An 18,373-nucleotide genomic window follows, 5' to 3' on the forward strand; every position below is an offset into this window, starting at 1 on the left:
CATCGGCGCCTGAAACACTGCCCACAAAGGTGTTTCAGCCCACACGCCCGGCTCTCACCGCCGGATCAACGAGAGAGCAGCGGCCGCGGCTACGGGAGTCCTTGCAGTGGTGGACTTCCGGCGTTCTCAGCTGGTCCTCATCAGGTCCTCGGCTGAGCGTGGATGGGCGCTGGATGTGCACTGTATGCAGCTGCGCACTCGCCCCCTGTGACGATCACCATCGAACATTCGTGTGGCCAACGTCACGCTACAAATCAGTCCACTCGGGCATGATTGGCCTTCATCCGTTCCCGCGCGCCGAACACCGCTGCCGCGGTCCGCTCGGCGGGCATACTGACGAGATGGCACTGACGGATGAGGCGATCGTCAAGATCAAGGGGATGATCACCTCGGGGGAACTGGGGCCGGGGGATCGGCTGCCGAAGGAGGCGGACCTCGCTGCCCGGCTGGGGTTGTCGCGGAACTCGCTGCGCGAAGCGGTCAAGGCGCTCACGCTGGTGAACGTGCTCGACGTGAAGCACGGCGACGGCACCTACGTCACCAGTCTCGACTCGGGGCACCTGCTGGACGCGCTGAACTTCATGGTCGACCTGCACCGCGACGACTCGGTCCTGCAGTTCTTCGAGGTACGCCGCCTGCTCGAGCCCGGCGTCGCGGCGCTGGCGGCAACCCGGATCACCCGGGACCAGGTGACCGAACTGCGGCTGCTGACCAGTGACCTGGCGCCGGACGCCTCGGTCGAGGAACTGGTCGCGAACGACCTGCAGTTCCACCGCGGCATCGCCGAGGCGACCGGCAACGAGGTCGTCTGCTCGCTCCTCGACGGCATCTCCGGCGCGACCCAGCGGGCCCGCATCTGGCGCGGTGTCACGCAGGGCGGCGCTGTCGAGCGCACCCTCGCAGAACATGCCGCGATCCTGGACGCGATCGAGTCCGGCGACGCCGAGGCGGCCCGCGCCTGGATGACCGCCCACATCGCCGGCGTCGAAACCTGGCTCCGCAAAGCTCCCTAGACGTACACAGGAGGTATGTACGAACCGCCTCCGCCACGTAGTGCGCTGACGCTGCGGATCGTGCTGTCCGCGTTCGGGGTGGTGTTGTTCGCGGTGAGTACGGCGCTCGCGGTCGCGTACGACCTGCCGACCGGATGGGTGGTCGTCTTCGGGCTGTTCGCCGTGGTCGCTCTGGTCGATCTCGTGGTCGTTGCCTGGCGCAAACGATCGGAAAACGGTTGATCGGGCCGGGCCGGATCCGTAAGCTTCAGCTGTCACATTCCCGACGTCAGGGGTTCGAGTTGTCGAACTGAGGCTCTCGCCTTCATCGATCGATCGCCACCGTTCTGGTGCGCGGTCTCGTCTGAGACCTCAGTTGGAGTGACAACTCATGAGCTTTTCCCTGTCCTGTACCGACCTCTTCTTCGCCTGGCCCGACGGCGAGGTGCTGTTCGACGGGCTGACGTTCGTCGCCGGTCCGGTGCGCTCCGGGCTGGTCGGTCGCAACGGCGCCGGCAAGTCGACGTTGCTCAGGCTGATCGCCGGCCGGCTCACCCCGCAGCGTGGGGCGATCCGGGTCAGCGGCGAGCTCGGGTACCTGCCGCAGGACCTGACCCTCGACACCACGTTGCGGGTCGACCAGGCTCTCGGCATCGACGCGGTACGGCGGGCCATCGTCGCGATCGAATCGGGTGACGCCTCCGAGGAGAACTTCGGCATCGTCGGCGACGACTGGGACGTCGACGAACGCGCCGAGGCGCTGCTCGGCAAACTCGGTCTCGGCGCGATCGGTCTCGACCGCAACGTCGGCGAGCTGTCCGGCGGCGAGACGATCCTGCTCGGACTCGCGGCCGAGCTGCTGCGGCGTCCCGACGTACTGCTGCTCGACGAGCCGACCAACAACCTCGACCTGCGGGCGCGACGGCACCTGTACGACGCCGTGGACCAGTTCCGTGGTGCGTTGCTGATCGTGTCCCACGACCGGGAGCTGCTCGATCGGGTCGATCAGATCGGGGATCTGCGCAAGGGCGAGGTCACTTGGTACGGCGGCAACCTGACGGCGTACGAGGAGGCGGTCGCGGTCGAGCAGGAGGCGGCCGAGCGGATGCTGCGCGCGGCCGAGGCCGACGTCCGCAAGCAGAAGCGCGACCTGATCGAGGCGCGCCGGAAGATGGACCAGCGCCAGGCCCGTGGGCAGCGGGCGTTCGAGCAGGGCGGGATCCCGAAGATCATCGCGGGTGGGCTGAAACGGTCGGCGCAGGTGTCGGCCGGTAAGCATCTCGGGATGCAGTCGGAGCGGCTCGACTCTGCGCAGGAGGCGCTGGCCGACGCGGAGGACAAGGTCCACGACGACGACGCCATCCGGGTCGATCTGCCGAAGACCGCCGTACCTGCCGGTCGCGTGGTGTTGCGGCTGGAGGATCACGTACTGCGGACCGGGGCACACGTCGACCTGGAGATCCGGGGTCCCGAGCGGATCGCGCTGACCGGGCCGAACGGTGCCGGGAAGACGACGCTGCTGCAGTCGATCGTGACGGGGGAGTCGCCGCTGGTGCCGTTCCGGTACCTCCCGCAGCGGCTCGACCTGCTGCGCGACGACTTGTCGGTCGTCGACAACCTGGCGCTGCTCGCGCCGAGCACGGAGAACCAGGAACGGCGTGCACGGCTGGCGCGGTTCCTGTTCCGTGGGCGGGCCGCGGACCAGTTGGTGCACACGTTGTCCGGTGGTGAACGCTTCCGGGCGACTCTCGCGGCACTACTGCTGGCCGAGCCTCCACCACAGCTGCTCATGCTGGACGAGCCCACCAACAACCTCGACCTGGCCAGCATCGCCCAACTGAAGGACGCCCTCGCCTCCTACAACGGCGCGCTGATCATCGCGAGCCACGACGTACCGTTCCTCCGCGAAATAGGCATTACCCGCTGGCTCGAACTGACCCCAGAAACCCTCACCGACATCGACCCGCTGTAGTCGATCGGCAAAGCCCCGCCACCTGCACCGGTGGCGGGGCTTTCTTGTGCCTTGATTTCTGATACCCCCTAGGGGTATGTTCTCGGGTATGAGCGAGCACGAGCACCACGAGCACGGTGGGCACGAGGGTCATGACGGACATCAGGGTCATGGCGGGCATGGGGATCATGCGGCGCAGTTCAAGGATCGGTTCTGGGTCAGCTTGGGGCTGGCGGTGCCGGTGGTGTTCTTCAGTGCGATGTTTGCGGATCTGCTCGGCTACATGCCGCCGGAGTTTCCGGGGTCGGGGCTGATCGCTCCGGTGCTCGGGACGGTGATCTTCCTGTACGGCGGGCGCCCGTTCCTGACCGGTGGCTGGGCGGAACTGAAGTCGCGGCGGCCCGGGATGATGCTGCTGATCTCGATGGCGATCACCGTGGCGTTCGTCGCCTCGTGGGTGACGACGCTGAAGATCGGCGGGTTCGACCTGGACTTCTGGTGGGAGCTCGCGCTGCTGATCGTGATCATGCTGCTCGGGCACTGGCTGGAGATGCGGGCGCTCGGTGCCGCGTCCGGTGCGCTGGATGCACTGGCCGCGCTGCTCCCGGATTCCGCGGAGAAGGTGACCGACGACGGGGTTGTCGAGGTGTCGCTGCACGAACTGCAGGCAGGCGATGTCGTACTGGTGCGATCCGGTGGACGCGTGCCGGCGGACGGCACCGTGGTTGACGGCCAGGCCGAGGTCGACGAGTCGATGATCACCGGGGAGTCGCGGCCGGTGTCGCGGGCCGTCGGTGACGGGGTCGTGGCCGGAACTGTTGCCACCGACAACGCTCTGCGAGTGCAGATCACGGCGGTCGGGGACGACACCGCGCTGGCGGGTATCCAGCGGCTGGTGGCCGAGGCGCAGGCGTCGTCGTCCCGTGCGCAGGCGCTGGCGGACCGGGCGGCCGCGTTCCTGTTCTACTTCGCTTCGATCGCGGGCGTGATCACGTTCGTGGTCTGGGCGTTGCTGGGTGAGCTCGACGATGCCGTCACACGGACCGTGACGGTGCTGGTGATCGCCTGCCCGCACGCCCTCGGGCTGGCCATCCCGCTGGTGATCGCGATCTCCACCGAGCGCGCGGCGAAGGCCGGCGTATTGGTGAAGAACCGGTTGGCGCTGGAGCGGATGCGGACGATCGACGCGGTGCTGTTCGACAAGACCGGCACGCTGACGAAGGGTGAGCCGGCGGTGACCGGAGTCGCCACGGTGGGCGCGTTGTCGGAGGACGAACTGCTGGGGCTGGCGGCGGCTGTCGAGGCGGACAGCGAGCATCCGTTGGCTAAGGCGATCGTGCGGGCGCATGCCGAGCGGGTTCCGGTTGGTGGCGGGCGAGTGGTGGCGACCGAGTTCCGGTCGCTCACCGGGCGCGGCGTACAGGCTTTGGTGAATGGCGCGGAGGTCGCGGTCGGCGGACCGGCGTACCTGCGGGAGAACGGGCTGGCCGAGCCGGGTGCGCTGGCGACTGCGGTTGCCGAGTGGAAGGCGCGTGGGGCCGCCGTGCTGCATGTCGTTCGCGATGGTGAGGTGTTGGGTGCGGTCGCGCTCGAGGACGAGGTTCGGGAGGAGTCCCGGCAGGCAGTCGCTGCGTTGCACAAGCGCGGCGTGAAGGTCGCGATGATCACCGGTGACGCGCACCAGGTGGCCGCCGCGGTGGCTGCCGAGCTGGGGATCGACGAGGTGTTCGCCGAGGTGCTGCCGCAGGACAAGGACGCGAAGGTCGCCGAACTGCAGGCGCGTGGGCTGAAGGTCGCGATGGTCGGTGACGGCGTGAACGACGCGCCGGCGCTGGCCCGGGCCGAGGTCGGGATCGCGATCGGCGCCGGCACGGACGTCGCGATCGAGTCCGCCGGGGTGGTGCTGGCCGCGGACGACCCCCGGGCGGTCCTGTCGGTGATCGAACTGTCGCGGGCGAGCTACCGGAAGATGTGGCAGAACCTGGTCTGGGCGACCGGGTACAACGTCATCACGGTCCCGCTGGCCGCGGGTGTGCTCGCCTTCGCCGGGGTTGTCGTCTCGCCGGCTGTCGGTGCGCTGCTGATGTCGATCTCCACGATCGTGGTGGCGCTCAACGCGCAACTGTTGCGCCGGCTCGACCTGTCACCGAAGCGCCTGACCGCGTAATCCGGTCAGCGTCACCGCCACAAGGCGCCGTACCGCCGCTTTCGACGGTACGGCGCTTGCGGCGTGCAAGGCGTTGACGCAGTACGCCGCCAACTCCTTCGGCGGCACGTCATCTCGCGCGTCCCCGAGGCGCTCGGCGATGAAGTCCACCAGGTGCTGACGAGCTCGCGTCACGTGTTCGGACCGATGCAGCGAGGCGGCCGGCTCGGATGGCGGGTGCTCGTGACAGATGAAGGCATAAGCCTCCAGTACGTCGTCGATGCGGTGGGTCCGCTCCCAGGTCTCGGACAACTGCTCCAGATGGTCCGCGACCTGACGCTCGTGCCACGCGGTGAGGATGGAGTCGACGTCGGCGAAGTACTTGTAGAGCGTCGCCCGCCCGACTCCCGCGCGCTGCGCGACCTCGGCCATCGTCACGCCGGTCAGCCCGCGCTCGGCCACCACCGCGGCGGTCGCGTCGAGGACCGCCTCCCGCACCGCGGTCCGGTGGGTGGCGATGGTGTCGTTCCACAGCTTCGGCATGACAGGATTCTAGCTGGACGATCTGCCTATGATCGAGACACTATGTATCGAAAAAGGAAATCATGATGCCCGTTGTCGAAGCTCGTCTCGGAACGTCGCGTGCGGACCGGTACCTCGCGCAGCTCACCAGTCATCTGTCGCACAGGCCGGGTGGGTTGCGGGTCGTGTCCACGTCGGCGGAGGAACTGGTCATCGACCTCGGTACGGCGACCTGGTCGGTTCGGGCGACGCCGGAGCAGCTGATCCTGCGGGTCGAGGCGGACGACGCGGGTGCTCTCGAACAGCAGAGCGCCCGCGTCGCCGACCGGGTGGAACAGATCGGCCGCCGGGACGGACTCCAGGTCAGCTGGAACCCGGCCTGACGTCCCCGGCGTAAAGCGTTTCTCAGGCGGCCGGGAGGCGGCCCAAGAGGCGTTGCATGGTGGCGATCTCGGTGGTCTGGGCCGCTTGGATCTTCTTGGCGAGCGCGATCGACGGGGCGTCCTGGCCGCCGGTCTGCTCGGTCTTGGCCATCGTGACCGCGCCCTGGTGGTGCCTGATCATCATGTCGACCCACATCCGGTCGAACATCGTGCCGGACGCCTTGTCGAGGTCGCTCATCTCCTCCGGCGTCATCATCCCGGCCATCGACCCGGACATGTCGTGCCCGCTGCGTTCACCGGGCGTCGGCACCGGCTTGCCCCACGTGGTCAGCCACCCGGACATCTGCTTGATCTCCGGGTCCTGGGCCGCCTTGATCGCGGTCGCCAGCGTCTTCACGTCAGCGGTCGTTGCCTTCCGCAACGCCAGGTCGGCCATCTCCACGGCCTGCTGGTGGTGCGGGATCATCTGCGTCGCGAACGCCACATCCGCGTCGTTGAAAGCGGCCGCCGACGTGGCAACCGGCGTACTGGGGCTGCCCCCGGCGTCGGAGTCCCCACAGCCGGCCACGCCGAAGACGGCAGCGAGCAGAGTGGCCGAGACCGCGGTCGTACGGTAGACGTGCGTCATCATATTCCTTGGGTGTGTCGAGAATTGGGTACGGCGAAGTGCGGCGCACGCCGGCCTATATCCGCAGTACACCCAACGACGACAACGACGGCGCCCGCCACGGCGGCGACCGCTCACTCACCGCCAGCCACGTACCCGCGGCCGGCACCCATACGGCCCGCCAGACCAGCAGGCTGCGCAGGGCCAGCGACAACGCGAGCAACAGGACCAGACCGGTGAGAATCGCGAGGCACGCTCCGCCCATCCCCGGCATCTCGTCGGCCGGGTCGACGTGCAGGACAGCCTGGTCGGTGTGCTCCATCACCATCGGTGACTCAGGCATGGCCATGGCCGCATCGTGGTGGGAGGTGAGGCCGTGCATGGCGAACACTCCGGCGACCACAACGAGTACGCCGAGTATGCGGAGCAGTCGCGCTCCGTGCCTGTGCCAGCGACGAGCCATCGCGACCAAGAGTAGGGCAGGTTGCACAGTCGGCGTCCGGCGAGTGTGCACAGTGGACGGTGAGGCTGCGGGACAACCGTCGTACTTTCGATGAAATCCCAGGGCTGGAGGTCCTCCCATGGCCGGTTCATCTGTTGGTGCCGACGACTACGCGCTTGCCCGGGTCCCGGAACAGGCGAGGTACTCGTGGTGGTCCGTCGCGACCCAGCGGTTCGGCCAGATCTCGGCGCTGAGTCAGTTCCTGCTCGGCGCGACGCTCGGGTTCGGGATGAGTTTCTGGACCGCGTTCTGGGCCCTCACGCTCGGCGCTGTGATCCTCGAGCTGGTCGCGATCCTGATCGGTGTCATCGGTGCCCGTGAGGGCCTGCAGACCTCGGTGATCGCGCGCTGGACCGGTTTCGGCCAGGCCGGCTCGTCGCTGATCGGCCTCGCGATCGGGATCAGCCTGATCGGGTGGTTCGGGATCCAGTCCGCGGTGTCCGCGGCCGGTCTGAGCCAGCTGGTCGGCATCCTCCCGACCTGGGGCTGGTCGCTCGTCTTCGGTCTCGCAGTGACGCTCGTCGTGCTCCGCGGCTTCCACTCGATGGCCTGGGTCGCGTACGTGACCGTCCCGGCCTTCCTGGTCCTGGTCGGCTGGTCGATCATCAGCGAGTTGTCCGACCACAGCCTCGGCTCGCTGGTGAACTCGGCCCCGCCCGGTCCGCACCTGAGCCTGCTGCAGGGGACGACGCTGGTCGCCGGCGGCTTCATCGTCGGTGCGGTGATCACGCCGGACATGACCCGCTTCAACCGCAGCGTCGGCGACGTGGTCAAGCAGACCGTCCTCGGCATCACCCTCGGCGAGTACGTGATCGGCCTGGTCGGCGTACTGCTCGCGCATGCCGTTGGTTCGGCCAACGTGATCACCATCGTCACCTCGTCGGTCGGCTGGGTCGGCACGCTGGTGATCATCCTCGGCACGATCAAGATCAACGACTGGAACCTGTACAGCTCCGGCCTCGGCATCGTGAACTTCATCGGCACCGTCTTCGGCCGGCACGTCAACCGGGCCGTCGTCACGCTGGTGGTCGGCGTCGCCGGCAGCGTGCTCGCGGCCGGTGGAATCCTGGACAAGTTCACCGACTTCCTGATCGTCCTCGGCGTCGCGTTCCCGCCGATCGCCGGGATCATGGTCGCGGAGTACTTCGTGGTGAAGCGCTGGCGCCCCGAGTTGGACGCGACCCGCGCCGAGGGCGCGCTCCCCGCGACCGCGCCGACCTGGGTGCCGGCCACGATCGTGATCTGGATCGGCGCCGCCCTGATCGGCAAGTACGTCGGCTGGGGCCTGCCGAGCATCAACTCGCTGATCGTCGGCTTCGGCGCGTACGTCGTCGCCGGGAAGCTCGGCCTGGTCCGCGGGGTCGGGACCAGCCGCACGATGGACAGCGAGCCGGCCGGCGTGAACGCCGTACCGGCGACCAACTGACAACCTCACATCCCAGCTCAGGCACTCAACGGGAGGATCTGGAATGCGTATCGGCATCGATGTCGGTGGCACCAACACCGACGCCGTGCTGCTGGACGGCACCACCGTGCTGGCGGCGAACAAGTCGGCGACCAGTGCGGACGTGACCGCCGGCATCATCGACACCCTGGACCGGTTGCAGGCGGAGCGATCCTTCGACCCGGCGCAGGTGCAGGCCGTGATGATCGGCACCACGCACTTCATCAACGCGCTGATCGAGGCCCGGCGGCTGGCGCCGACCGCGGCGCTGCGGCTCGGACTGCCGGCGACCGCGTCGCTGCCGCCGCTGGTGGACTGGCCGGAGCGGTTGGTCGAGGCGATCAGTGGACGCAGCTACCTGGCGCACGGCGGGCACGAGTTCGACGGCCGGCACATCGCCGAGCTGGACGAGGACGAGCTGCGCCGGCACGCGGGCGACATGGTCGCGCACGGCGTCCGCTCGGTGGCGATCTCGTCGGTGTTCTCGCCGGTGAGCAACGAGTTCGAGCTCCGCGCGGCCGAGATCCTGCGCTCCGAGCTCGGTGACGACGTGGCGATCTCGCTGTCCCACGAGATCGGCCGGATCGGTCTGCTGGAGCGGGAGAACGCGACGATCATCAACGCCGCGCTCCGCGAACTCGCCGCTTCGATCGTCGATGGACTGGCCAGCGCCGTCGAGGGTCACGGGATCTCCGCACCGCTCTACCTCAGCCAGAACGACGGCACGCTGATGGACGTCGACTTCGCCCGCAGGTACCCGGTCGCCACGTTCGCGTCCGGTCCGACGAACTCGATGCGCGGCGCGGCGCTGCTGTCCGGCCTGGACACCTGCGCCGTGGTCGACGTCGGCGGTACGACGAGTGACGTCGGCGTCCTCACGCACGGGTTCCCGCGGGAGGCTACCACCGAGGTCGACGTGGCCGGCGTCCGGACGAACTTCCGGATGCCCGACGTGCTGAGCATCGGGATCGGCGGTGGCAGCTTGGTGGCCGAGAGCAACGGTCACGTGTCGGTGGGTCCGCGGTCGGTCGGGTATCGCTTGACCGAGGAAGCGCTGGTCTTCGGCGGCAAGACGCTGACCGCGACGGACATCGCGGTCGCGGCCGGGCGTGCCGAGGTCGGTTCCACGGACGCTGTCGCGGACCTCGATCCGACGCTGGTGAAGGCCGCGTTGGCCCGGGTCGCCGCGGATATCGCGGACGCGGTCGAGCGGATGCGGACGTCGCCTGACCCGCTGCCGGTGGTGGCGGTCGGTGGTGGCTCGATCCTGCTCCCGGACGATCTGCCGGGGAGTCTCGCCGTACATCGGCCGGAGAACTTCGCGGTGGCGAACGCGATCGGCGCGGCGATCGCGCAGGTCGGCGGCGAGGTGGACCGGGTGTACGCGATCGACCCGGGCCGCCGGGATGCGGTCGTGGACGAGGCACGGCAGGAGGCCGTCGATCGGGCGGTCGCGGCCGGTGCCGACCCCGCCGCGGTGCGGATCGTCGACTTCGACGAGGTCCCGATCCCGTACCTGCCCGGCAACGCGACCCGGATCCGCTGCAAGGCGGTCGGCGACCTGCGACTGGGAGAGACCCGATGAGCGCGGATCTGCAGGCCATCACAATCCCTTGTTCGGCGATCGCCTACGCGGGGCGCGTGGCGGAGTCCGCGATTGTGATGGGCTGGGCGTCCGGGGTGGAGTGGTGGCGATGAAGCTGCGGGCTGAGGACCTGGGCGCGCTCGCTCGCGGCGCCGCCGTGCTGGGCACCGGGGGTGGCGGCGATCCGCACATCGGACGGTTGCTGGCGGAGCAGGCGCTGCGGGAGCACGGACCGGTCGAGATCGTTGCCGTCGGCGACCTTCCGGACGACGCGTGCGTGCTGCCGGTGGCGATGATGGGCGCGCCGACCGTAATGATCGAGAAGCTCCCGTCGGCCGACCAGATCTCGGTCGCCGTGCAGACGCTGGCGAAGTACGTCGGGAAGACGCCGACCCACCTGGCCTGTATCGAGGCCGGCGGGGTGAACTCGACCGTCCCGGTGATCGCCGCGGCGCAGCTCGGGCTGCGGCTGGTGGACGGTGACGGGATGGGCCGCGCGTTCCCCGAGCTGCAGATGGTGCTGCCGACGCTCGCCGGGATCGAGGCGACGCCGATGGCGATCGTCGACGAGAAGGGCAACCGTGGCGTGTTCGACACGGTCACGAACGAGTGGGCCGAGCGGCTCGCGCGGTCGGCGACCATCGACATGGGCTGCTCGGCGATCGTCTCGCTCTACGCGATGACCGGCACCGAGGTGCGCGGGTCGTTCGTCGAGGGGACGCTCAGCAAGTGCGTCACGATCGGCCGCGCGATCGAGCAGGCGCAGCGGACGCACTCCGACCCGGTCGCGGCCGTGGTCGACGAGCTCGGTGGGCGGCTGCTGCACGTAGGCAAGGTCGTCGACGTGCAACGCCGTACGACGACCGGCTTCGCCCGGGGTGACGCGGCAGTCGACGGGCTGGACGCGTCGCACGGCCGGCTGATGGTGCTGCGGTTCCAGAACGAGCACCTGGTCGCCGAGCTCGACGGTACGGCGGTGGTGACCACGCCGGACCTGATCATCGTGCTCGACACCGAGTCCGGTGAACCGATCACCACCGAGGCGCTGCGCTACGGCCACCGCGTCAGCGTGCTCGCCGCCCCCGCCGACGAACGCTGGCACTCGCCGGCCGGCATCGAGCTGGTCGGCCCGCGGTACTTCGGCTACGACCTGGACCCGATCCGCGCCTTGGAGACCGTATGAGCTGGCAACTCGGCATCGAGCACCTGAGGGACCTCGCTCGCGGCGCGGCGATCCTCGGGACCGGTGGTGGCGGTGATCCGCTGATCGGGCGGCTGCTGGTGGAGCAGGCGATCCGGGAACACGGACCGATCACGGTCCTCGATCCCGACGAGCTGGACGACGACGCGTTCGTGATCCCGACCGCGCAGATGGGCGCGCCGACGGTGATCGTGGAGAAGATCCCGCGCGGCAGCGAACCGGTCGGCGCGCTCCGGGCGCTCGAGAAACATCTCGGGCGAACGGCCGACGCGACGATGCCGATCGAGTGCGGTGGGATCAACTCGATGATCCCGCTGCTCGTCGCGGCCCGGACCGGTCTGCCCGTCGTCGACGCCGACGGCATGGGACGGGCGTTCCCCGAGCTCCAGATGGAGACCTTCTCGGTGTACGGCGTGCCCGGGTCCCCGATGGCGATCGCCGGCGAGCACGACGAGACCGTGGTGATCGACACCGCCACCGACAACAAGCAGATGGAGTGGCTGGCCCGCGGCATCACCATCCGGCTCGGCGGGGTCGCGCACATCGCGGAGTACTCGATGACGGGCGCCGACGTGAAGCGGACCGCCGTACCGCGGACTTTGTCGCTCGGGCTGTCGATCGGGCGGGCTGTGCGCGAGGCGCGGGCGGCGCACGAGGATCCGATCGAGGCGGTGCGGGCCGCGCTGGCGCCGACGCTGTACAACGAGTTGCGGGTGCTGTTCCGCGGCAAGGTGATCGATGTCGAGCGGCGTACCGTCGAGGGGTTCGCGCGCGGCCGGGCCCGGTTCACGACGTACGACGGCTCGTCGGAGCTGGAGCTGCGGTTCCAGAACGAGAACCTGCTCGCGGTCGTCGACGGTGAGATCGTCTGCACGGTCCCGGACCTGATCTGCGTGCTCGAAGCCGACACCGCCGAACCGATCACCACCGAAGGACTGCGGTACGGCCAGCGGGTGACCGTGGTCGGCATCTCCACCCCGGACCTGATGCGCACGCCCGAGGCGCTCGCGGTGTTCGGACCGTCCTGCTTCGGGCTCGACGTCGAGTTCAGCCCGGTGGAGCTGCGCAGCGACAACCTGGTCGCCACCCCCTGACCCTCGGCCCACCGTGCTGAAACCCCTCCGCGGTGGGCCGGGGCTCCACCCCGGACGTCCAGCACTCATCAACCTCGGGCGCTGCGGGCGCTCCACGCCTGAGCAGCGGTCGGCCGGGCCGAATTGGCGCGGTTGATGAGTGCTGCAGGTCCGCGGTGGCAGGATCAGCTCATGAGCACGGTCGTGCGGGAGCAGGATCTGGAGGCGCTGGTCGTCGGCGTCACGCTGCTCGGTTCCGGCGGTGGCGGTGACACCGGTGCGTTCGGCCGGATGCTGCGACGCCGCCTCGGCGCGGGCGAGCTGGTACTGCGGGACGCGGCCGACGTACCCGGTGTGTCGGTCAGCCCCATCGGCGTGGTCGGTGCGACCAGCGTCTTGATGGAGAAGCTGCCGAGCGGTGGCGAGTTCGAGACGGCGGTCCGGGCGGTCAGCCGGTGGACCGGTGCGGAAGTGACCGGACTGATGTCGCTGGAGGCCGGTGGGCTCAACGGGCTGACTCCGCTGATCGCCGCGCTCGATCTGGACCTCCCGGTGGTGGATGCCGACCTGATGGGTCGGGCGCTGCCGCGGCTCGACCAGTTCTCGTGGGCGGTGGCGGGACGGTCGCTGACGCCGTGCGCGCTCAGTGAGCCGAGTGGGCAGGTGATCGTGGTCGACAACGTCGACGCGGCCGGTCTGGAACGCGCTGTCCGCAGCTTCGTCGCGGAGACCGGTGGGTGGGCGGTGCTGGCGTTGGCGCCCACCGCAGTGGACGCTGCGACGGCGGATGCGGTGGAGGGAAGTCTGACGCGGGCTCTGACGCTCGGTCGCGCCCACGCCGCCCTGGATCCCGGTGCGACGCCGGCTGTCATCGCCACTGACCTCGGTGGCCGGGTGCTGGCGAGTGGTCGGGTCGACGAGGTCGCCCGGCGCCTGATCACCGACGGTGGGGCTGCGTTCGGTCGGGGGAGCGTCTGCGTGGTCGACTCCGGCAGCCGGGCGGTGATCCGGATCGAGACCGAGAACGAGTACCTCCTGGCACTCGTCGACGGCACGCCGGTTGTCAGTACGCCGGACCTGCTGTGCGTACTGGACCGCCGTACCCTGCAGCCGATCGCCGTGGACGCGGTGCGTACTGGCGACGAGGTGCTGGTCCTCGCACTCCCCGGACCGACCTGGTGGCGCCGCCCGGACCGCATCACGCATGTCGGCCCGCGGGCGTTCGGACTCGGCTGCGACCCGCGCCTGCTGGAGGCCTCATGACTCGTTCACGGGAGTCGTGATGACCGGCCCCACGCTGGTGGCGATGCTCACCTCACCCGGTTGGCGGGAGGTGGTGGTGCTGGGTGGTCCCACGGATCCGGGGCCGCGGCTGATCGGGTCCCGGGTTGTGCTGGAGGTGTCTGAGCACCCGGAACGCATGGACGGGCAGATGCTCGTCGTATTGCTCGCAAATGACCACACCGACTGGCGGATCGACGCCCTGATCAGTCGGGCGGCCGCAGCGCGGGCTGCCGCGTTGTTGCTGGCCGGAGTGGAGCCGTTGGGGCGTGGAGCGCAGCTGCTGGCAGAACGTCTGCAGCTGCCGGTGCTGGGCTGTCCGGATCCGCTGGCGGCGCATGAGCATCTGCGGCGCGTCACCAGCGAGCCCGAAGTGGTGCGATCGGATCTGGTACTGCGGGCCGTGTCGGCACTGCGACGAGCAGACGCTGATCTGACCTCGGTACTGCGGACGACATCCGGCGTACTGAGTCGGCCGATCACGTTGGCTGGAGCTGACGGTGGCACGCTCGCCGGTGAGCCGTTGGAGTCGATTGATCGGGCTGCGTTGGTCGCTGCACTGCCACGGGTGCCCGTCGCGTGGGCGGCGCCGTACCGGGTTGATTTGCCGAGTGGTGCGGTGCTGATCGCGGTGGCCGTGCTCAGCGTCGGGCCGGTGTGTTGGTTGGTGGCTCGGTTGCCCGGCGTGGTGCCTGCCGAGGTTGCCGCCGTACCTGAGGTGCTCAGCGTCGTCGCACCGGCCGTGGGGGAGCAGTTGGTACTGCGGCGGTTGGAACTGGAGCGAGACGCGCGGCAACGTACGTCGCTCCTCGGTGAGCTGCTGCACGGCGAGCCTTCGGAGGCGACGCGGCGGCGTGCGGTCGATCTGGGCTGGCAGCTCGACGGCTGGCACACGGGGATCCGGATCGGTGCCGACGGTCCGGTAGATGTCGCCGGCCGCTGGGGCGATGTGGTGGAGGCGTTCGACGCGGAGGGGCTGCGGGCCGTCGTGGTCGAGCAGGGGGAGGGCTGGTCGGCGTGGATCACCGCGGTCAGTGAGCCGACGGCGACCGAGGTACAGGAGCAGGCGGCCGCCATCCGCCGGGTGCAGCGCCGTCTGGTCCCGACGGTCGACGCGTACGTCGGTGTCGGTCGGGTGCAGCCTGGTCCGAGTGGAATCGCCACGACCCTCGCCGAGGCAGGTGACGCGGCCGGTCTGGCCCGTGGTCGTGCGGAGACCGGTCGCTTCCTGCATGTGGATCGTTTGGGCTTGGCGCAGCTGCTGCTGGCCTGGACACGCACCGACACGTTCCAGCCCGCCGCGCAGGCTCTCCTCGCCCCGATCAAGGACCAGCCCGGTGACCTGGTCACTACGCTGGCGGTCTATCTGGACACCGAGTCGTCTCTCGCCGAGACCGCGGCAGTACTAGGCATCCACCGCAACACCGCAGCTGCCCGCATCGCCAAGATCCAGCATCTACTCGGCGTAGACCTCACGAACCCCGACGAGCGCCTCGCCCTCCACTTGGCGTCCCGCACTACGCGGACGGAGTAGGAGGAGAGGCAGCTCCTACGGCGTGGGTGCGTCTTCGCGAAGCAGGCCCGACGACTTCAGGTCCGACCACAGAGCGGCCGGGACCTCGGTGCGGGCCAGTGTCGCGTTCGTGTGAACCTCTTCGGGTGTGCGGCAACCGACCGCGATTCCTGCGACGGCCGGATGTGCGAGAGGGAACGCCAGCGCCGCAGCAGGCAGCGTGGTGTTGTGGGCCTCGCACAGGTCCGCGAGCTTGTTCGCCTTGTCCAGCAGGGACTGCGCGGCAGGCTCGTAGTTGAACGTGGCGCCGGCCGCCGGACGGGGCTGCGACATCAGACCGGAGTTGAAAACGCCGACAGCAACCACCTGTACGTCGTTCTCGACACAAGCCGGCAGTACGTCGTCCAGACCGTCCGGATCGATCAGCGTGTACCGGCCGGCCAGCATGATCACGTCGATGTCGACCTCGCGCACGAACCGGGTCAGCATCGCCGTCTGGTTCATCCCCGACCCGATCGCCCGGATCACGCCCTGGTCCCGAAGCTCGACCAGCGTCGGGAACGCGGTCGCGACCGCCTCCTCGTAGTGATCGTCCGGGTCGTGCACGAACACGACGTCCAGCCGGTCGGTCCCGATCCGGCGCAGCGAGTCCTCGATGCTCCGCAGTACACCGTCCCGGGAGAAGTCCCAGCGCCGGCGCCGCGTCGTATTGATGTCGAAGCCCTCGTCATCAGTGGCCGCCGTGTCCGAGGAGTAGATGATCCGCCCGACCTTGCTGGACAGGACATAGGAGTCCCGCGGCTTGTCCCGCAGCGCGACCCCGAGCCGCTCCTCGGCGAGCCCGAGACCGTAGTGCGGCGCGGTGTCGAAGTACCGCCAGCCCTCGTCCCAGGCGGCGTTCACGGCCGCGGTCGCCTCGGCGTCACTCACCTCGCCGAGCAGGTTGCCGAGCGGGGCGCCGCCGAGTCCGACCCGTTGGCCGTCCGGGAAGAGCGTGAACCGCGACGTCATTTCCCGGCCGCCGGGAGCCGCAGGTTCTGCATCCCGCCGTCCACTGCCAGCGCGGTCCCCGTGGTCGACCCCGACAGCGGGCTGGCCAGGTACGCGATCGCGGTGGCGACCTCGTCGGCGGACACCAGCCGGCCCATCGGCTGCCGGGCCTCGAGCGCGGCCCGCTCGGCCTCCGGGTTCGACGCGACGTCCAGCAGCCGGCCGACCCACGGGGTGTCCGCGGTCCCCGGGTTCACGCAGTTCACCCGGATCCCCTCGCGAACGTGGTCGGCGGCCATCGCCATCGTCAGGGCCAGTACGGCGCCCTTGCTCGCGGAGTACAGCGCCCGGTTCGGCAGGCCCGCGGTGGCGGCGATCGAGCAGGTGTTGACGATCGCGGCGGCGTCCGACTTGCGCAGGTACGGCAGCGCGGCGCGGGTCACCCGGGCGATCCCGACGACGTTCACGTCCAGCACCCGGTGCCACTCGTCGTCGTCGTTCGCGGCGACCGTGCCCTGGGCGCCGATGCCGGCGTTGTTCACCACGATGTCGATCCCGCCGAGCTGCAGCGCCGCGGCGGCGACCGCGTCCCGGACCGAGCCGTCGTCGGTGACGTCGGCGGCGATCCCGGTCAGCGGCTCGTCGACCTCCGGCTTCAGGTCGAAGACGACCACCCGGGCGCCGCGGGCGGCGAGCAGCGAGGCGGCGGCGAGGCCGATGCCCGAAGCGCCGCCGGTGACTACTGCGCGCAGGCCGTCGAAATCGGTCACTTGTGCTCCTTGTTCAGATCGGTCCAGATCTTGCCGGTCGGATACCGGAAGTCGGTCAGGGTCTCAGCGTCCATCTCGGCGCCGAACCCCGGCCGCACCGGCGCCACGTAGTGCCCGTCCCGGATCACGACCGGGTCCAGGAAGTGCTCGTGCAGGTGGTCGACGTACTCGATCACCCGGTCGTCCAGTGTTCCGCTGACCGCCACGTAGTCGAACATCGACAGGTGCTGGACCAGCTCACACAGTCCTACCCCACCCGCGTGCGGGCACACCGGTACGCCGAACTTCGCGGCCAGCAGCAGGATCGCGATGTTCTCGTTCACGCCGGCGACCCGCGCGGAGTCGAGCTGCAGCACGGACAGCGCCTCGGCCTGCAGCAACTGCTTGAACACGACCCGGTTCTGCACGTGCTCGCCGGTCGCGACGCGGATCGGTGCGATGGCGCGCGCGATGGCCGCGTGCCCGAGGATGTCGTCCGGGCTGGTCGGTTCCTCGACCCACCACACGTCGTACGGCGCCAGCGCCTCGACCCAGCGGACCGCGTCGGCGACGTCCCAGCGCTGGTTCGCGTCGATCGCGATCCGGATGTCCGGGCCGACCGCCTCGCGGGCCAGCCGCATCCGGCGGATGTCGTCGTCCAGGTCGGCGCCGACCTTCAGCTTGATCTGGGTGAACCCCTCGGCGACCGCCTCGTGACAGAGCCGGACCAGCTTCGCGTCGTCGTACCCGAGCCAGCCGGGCGTCGTCGTGTACGCCGGGTACCCGCGCTCGCGCAGTACCGCCTCGCGCTCCGCACGCCCGGCCTTCGCCGACCGGAGGATGTCCAGCGCCTCGTCGGGGGTGAGCGCGTCGGTCAGGTACCGGAAGTCGACCAGGTCGACGATCTGCTCCGGCGTCAGGTCGGACAGCAGCTTCCACAGCGGTACGCCGGCCCGCTTGGCGGCGAGGTCCCACACCGCGTTGACGACCGCGCCGATCGCCATGTGCATGACGCCCTTCTCGGGGCCCAGCCAGCGCAGCTGCGAGTCGTGCACGAGCGACTTCCAGAACCCGCCGAGGTCGTTCAGCGTCGCGTCCAGGTCGAGCCCGACGACGTGGTCGCGGAGTGCCTCGATCGCGGTCGTCTGGATGTCGTTGCCGCGCCCGATGGTGAACGCGAACCCGTGCCCCTCCAGCCCGTCGCCGGCGTCGGTGCGCAGGATGACGTACGCCGCGGAGTAGTCCGGGTCCGTGTTCATCGCGTCCGAGCCGTCAAGGTCCAGGGACGTGGGGAAGCGGACGTCGTACGTCTCGAACTCGGTGAATCGTGGCATCGAGGACCCGATCTGCTGCGGTGGGCGGGACTGTCGCGAGGAATCCTATAGGATATGTGGCGATTTGGGCAGCGGTGGCCGGTCGGCGGACAGCCGCCCG

The 18,373-nt window shown here is 69.4% G+C and carries 17 protein-coding genes; 11 read left to right on the forward strand and 6 right to left on the reverse strand.

Annotation, left to right across the window (positions count from 1 at the left end; all coding sequences use genetic code 11):
• Window positions 1-341: 341 nt before the first annotated feature.
• The 4 genes from ACWGID_RS24005 to ACWGID_RS24020 all read left to right on the forward strand — a co-directional run bounded on the left by ACWGID_RS24005 (window position 342) and on the right by ACWGID_RS24020 (window position 5,110).
• Window positions 342-1,013 carry a FadR/GntR family transcriptional regulator gene (locus ACWGID_RS24005; RefSeq protein ID WP_452199996.1) on the forward strand — a complete coding sequence of 224 codons (672 nt, stop codon included), beginning with the start codon at window positions 342-344 and terminating at the stop codon, window positions 1,011-1,013.
• 15 nt (window positions 1,014-1,028) lie between these two features.
• A complete protein-coding gene (locus ACWGID_RS24010) occupies window positions 1,029-1,235 on the forward strand; it encodes a DUF6343 family protein (protein ID WP_452199998.1) in 207 nt (68 codons plus the stop codon).
• Between the two features lie 148 nt (window positions 1,236-1,383).
• Entirely contained in the window at window positions 1,384-2,964 is a 1,581-nt protein-coding gene (locus ACWGID_RS24015) for an ABC-F family ATP-binding cassette domain-containing protein (protein WP_452200000.1), read from the forward strand.
• Between the two features lie 88 nt (window positions 2,965-3,052).
• A complete protein-coding gene (locus ACWGID_RS24020; protein ID WP_452200002.1) occupies window positions 3,053-5,110 on the forward strand; it encodes a copper-translocating P-type ATPase in 2,058 nt (685 codons plus the stop codon).
• Here ACWGID_RS24020 and ACWGID_RS24025 read toward each other — a convergent pair.
• The gene (locus ACWGID_RS24025) at window positions 5,087-5,632 is read right to left on the reverse strand and encodes a TetR/AcrR family transcriptional regulator (protein ID WP_452200004.1); all 546 of its coding nucleotides are present in this window, start codon (window positions 5,630-5,632) and stop codon (window positions 5,087-5,089) included. The genes ACWGID_RS24020 and ACWGID_RS24025 overlap by 24 nt on opposite strands.
• A 65-nt stretch (window positions 5,633-5,697) precedes the next feature.
• Here ACWGID_RS24025 and ACWGID_RS24030 point away from each other — a divergent pair, with 65 nt between their 5' ends.
• Complete coding sequence (locus ACWGID_RS24030) at window positions 5,698-5,994, forward strand: DUF2218 domain-containing protein (RefSeq protein ID WP_452200006.1); 297 nt, start codon at window positions 5,698-5,700, stop codon at window positions 5,992-5,994.
• Window positions 5,995-6,016: 22 nt separating this feature from the next.
• Here the strand turns inward: ACWGID_RS24030 and ACWGID_RS24035 are convergent, their stop codons facing one another.
• Window positions 6,017-6,622, reverse strand: a complete 606-nt coding sequence (locus ACWGID_RS24035) for a DUF305 domain-containing protein (protein ID WP_452200008.1) — start codon at window positions 6,620-6,622, stop codon at window positions 6,017-6,019.
• A 55-nt stretch (window positions 6,623-6,677) separates the two neighbouring features.
• A complete protein-coding gene (locus ACWGID_RS24040; RefSeq protein WP_452200009.1) occupies window positions 6,678-7,064 on the reverse strand; it encodes a DUF6153 family protein in 387 nt (128 codons plus the stop codon).
• A 118-nt stretch (window positions 7,065-7,182) separates the two neighbouring features.
• On the opposite strand from ACWGID_RS24040, the gene ACWGID_RS24045 reads away from it, so the two are divergent.
• From ACWGID_RS24045 to ACWGID_RS24070, 6 genes are all read left to right on the forward strand, one after another.
• On the forward strand, window positions 7,183-8,529 hold the full coding sequence (locus tag ACWGID_RS24045; RefSeq protein WP_452200011.1) for a purine-cytosine permease family protein: 1,347 nt from the start codon (window positions 7,183-7,185) through the stop codon (window positions 8,527-8,529).
• Between the two features lie 43 nt (window positions 8,530-8,572).
• Window positions 8,573-10,132, forward strand: coding sequence for a hydantoinase/oxoprolinase N-terminal domain-containing protein (locus ACWGID_RS24050; protein ID WP_452200013.1), 1,560 nt, complete (start codon window positions 8,573-8,575; stop codon window positions 10,130-10,132).
• A gap of 109 nt (window positions 10,133-10,241) precedes the next feature.
• On the forward strand, window positions 10,242-11,315 hold the full coding sequence (locus tag ACWGID_RS24055; RefSeq protein WP_452200015.1) for a DUF917 domain-containing protein: 1,074 nt from the start codon (window positions 10,242-10,244) through the stop codon (window positions 11,313-11,315).
• The gene (locus ACWGID_RS24060; RefSeq protein WP_452200016.1) at window positions 11,312-12,427 is read left to right on the forward strand and encodes a DUF917 domain-containing protein; all 1,116 of its coding nucleotides are present in this window, start codon (window positions 11,312-11,314) and stop codon (window positions 12,425-12,427) included. The genes ACWGID_RS24055 and ACWGID_RS24060 overlap by 4 nt, the downstream gene beginning before the upstream one ends.
• Before the next feature lie 171 nt (window positions 12,428-12,598).
• Window positions 12,599-13,669: a DUF917 domain-containing protein gene (locus ACWGID_RS24065; RefSeq protein ID WP_452200018.1), complete on the forward strand. Its 1,071-nt coding sequence runs from the start codon at window positions 12,599-12,601 to the stop codon at window positions 13,667-13,669.
• A 19-nt stretch (window positions 13,670-13,688) separates the two neighbouring features.
• Entirely contained in the window at window positions 13,689-15,221 is a 1,533-nt protein-coding gene (locus ACWGID_RS24070; protein ID WP_452200020.1) for a PucR family transcriptional regulator, read from the forward strand.
• A gap of 15 nt (window positions 15,222-15,236) precedes the next feature.
• Here ACWGID_RS24070 and ACWGID_RS24075 read toward each other — a convergent pair whose 3' ends face one another.
• Genes ACWGID_RS24075 through ACWGID_RS24085 form a run of 3 tightly spaced genes read right to left on the reverse strand, consistent with a single transcriptional unit; the run spans window position 15,237 to window position 18,273 of the window.
• Entirely contained in the window at window positions 15,237-16,211 is a 975-nt protein-coding gene (locus ACWGID_RS24075) for an aldo/keto reductase (protein WP_452200022.1), read from the reverse strand.
• Window positions 16,208-16,960, reverse strand: coding sequence for an SDR family NAD(P)-dependent oxidoreductase (locus tag ACWGID_RS24080; RefSeq protein WP_452200024.1), 753 nt, complete (start codon window positions 16,958-16,960; stop codon window positions 16,208-16,210). Before ACWGID_RS24080 ends, ACWGID_RS24075 begins: the two co-directional genes overlap by 4 nt.
• Window positions 16,957-18,273 carry an L-fuconate dehydratase gene (locus ACWGID_RS24085; RefSeq protein ID WP_452200026.1) on the reverse strand — a complete coding sequence of 439 codons (1,317 nt, stop codon included), beginning with the start codon at window positions 18,271-18,273 and terminating at the stop codon, window positions 16,957-16,959. The genes ACWGID_RS24080 and ACWGID_RS24085 overlap by 4 nt, the downstream gene beginning before the upstream one ends.
• Window positions 18,274-18,373: the final 100 nt, after the last annotated feature.

Source organism: Kribbella sp. NPDC054772 (assembly GCF_053611945.1).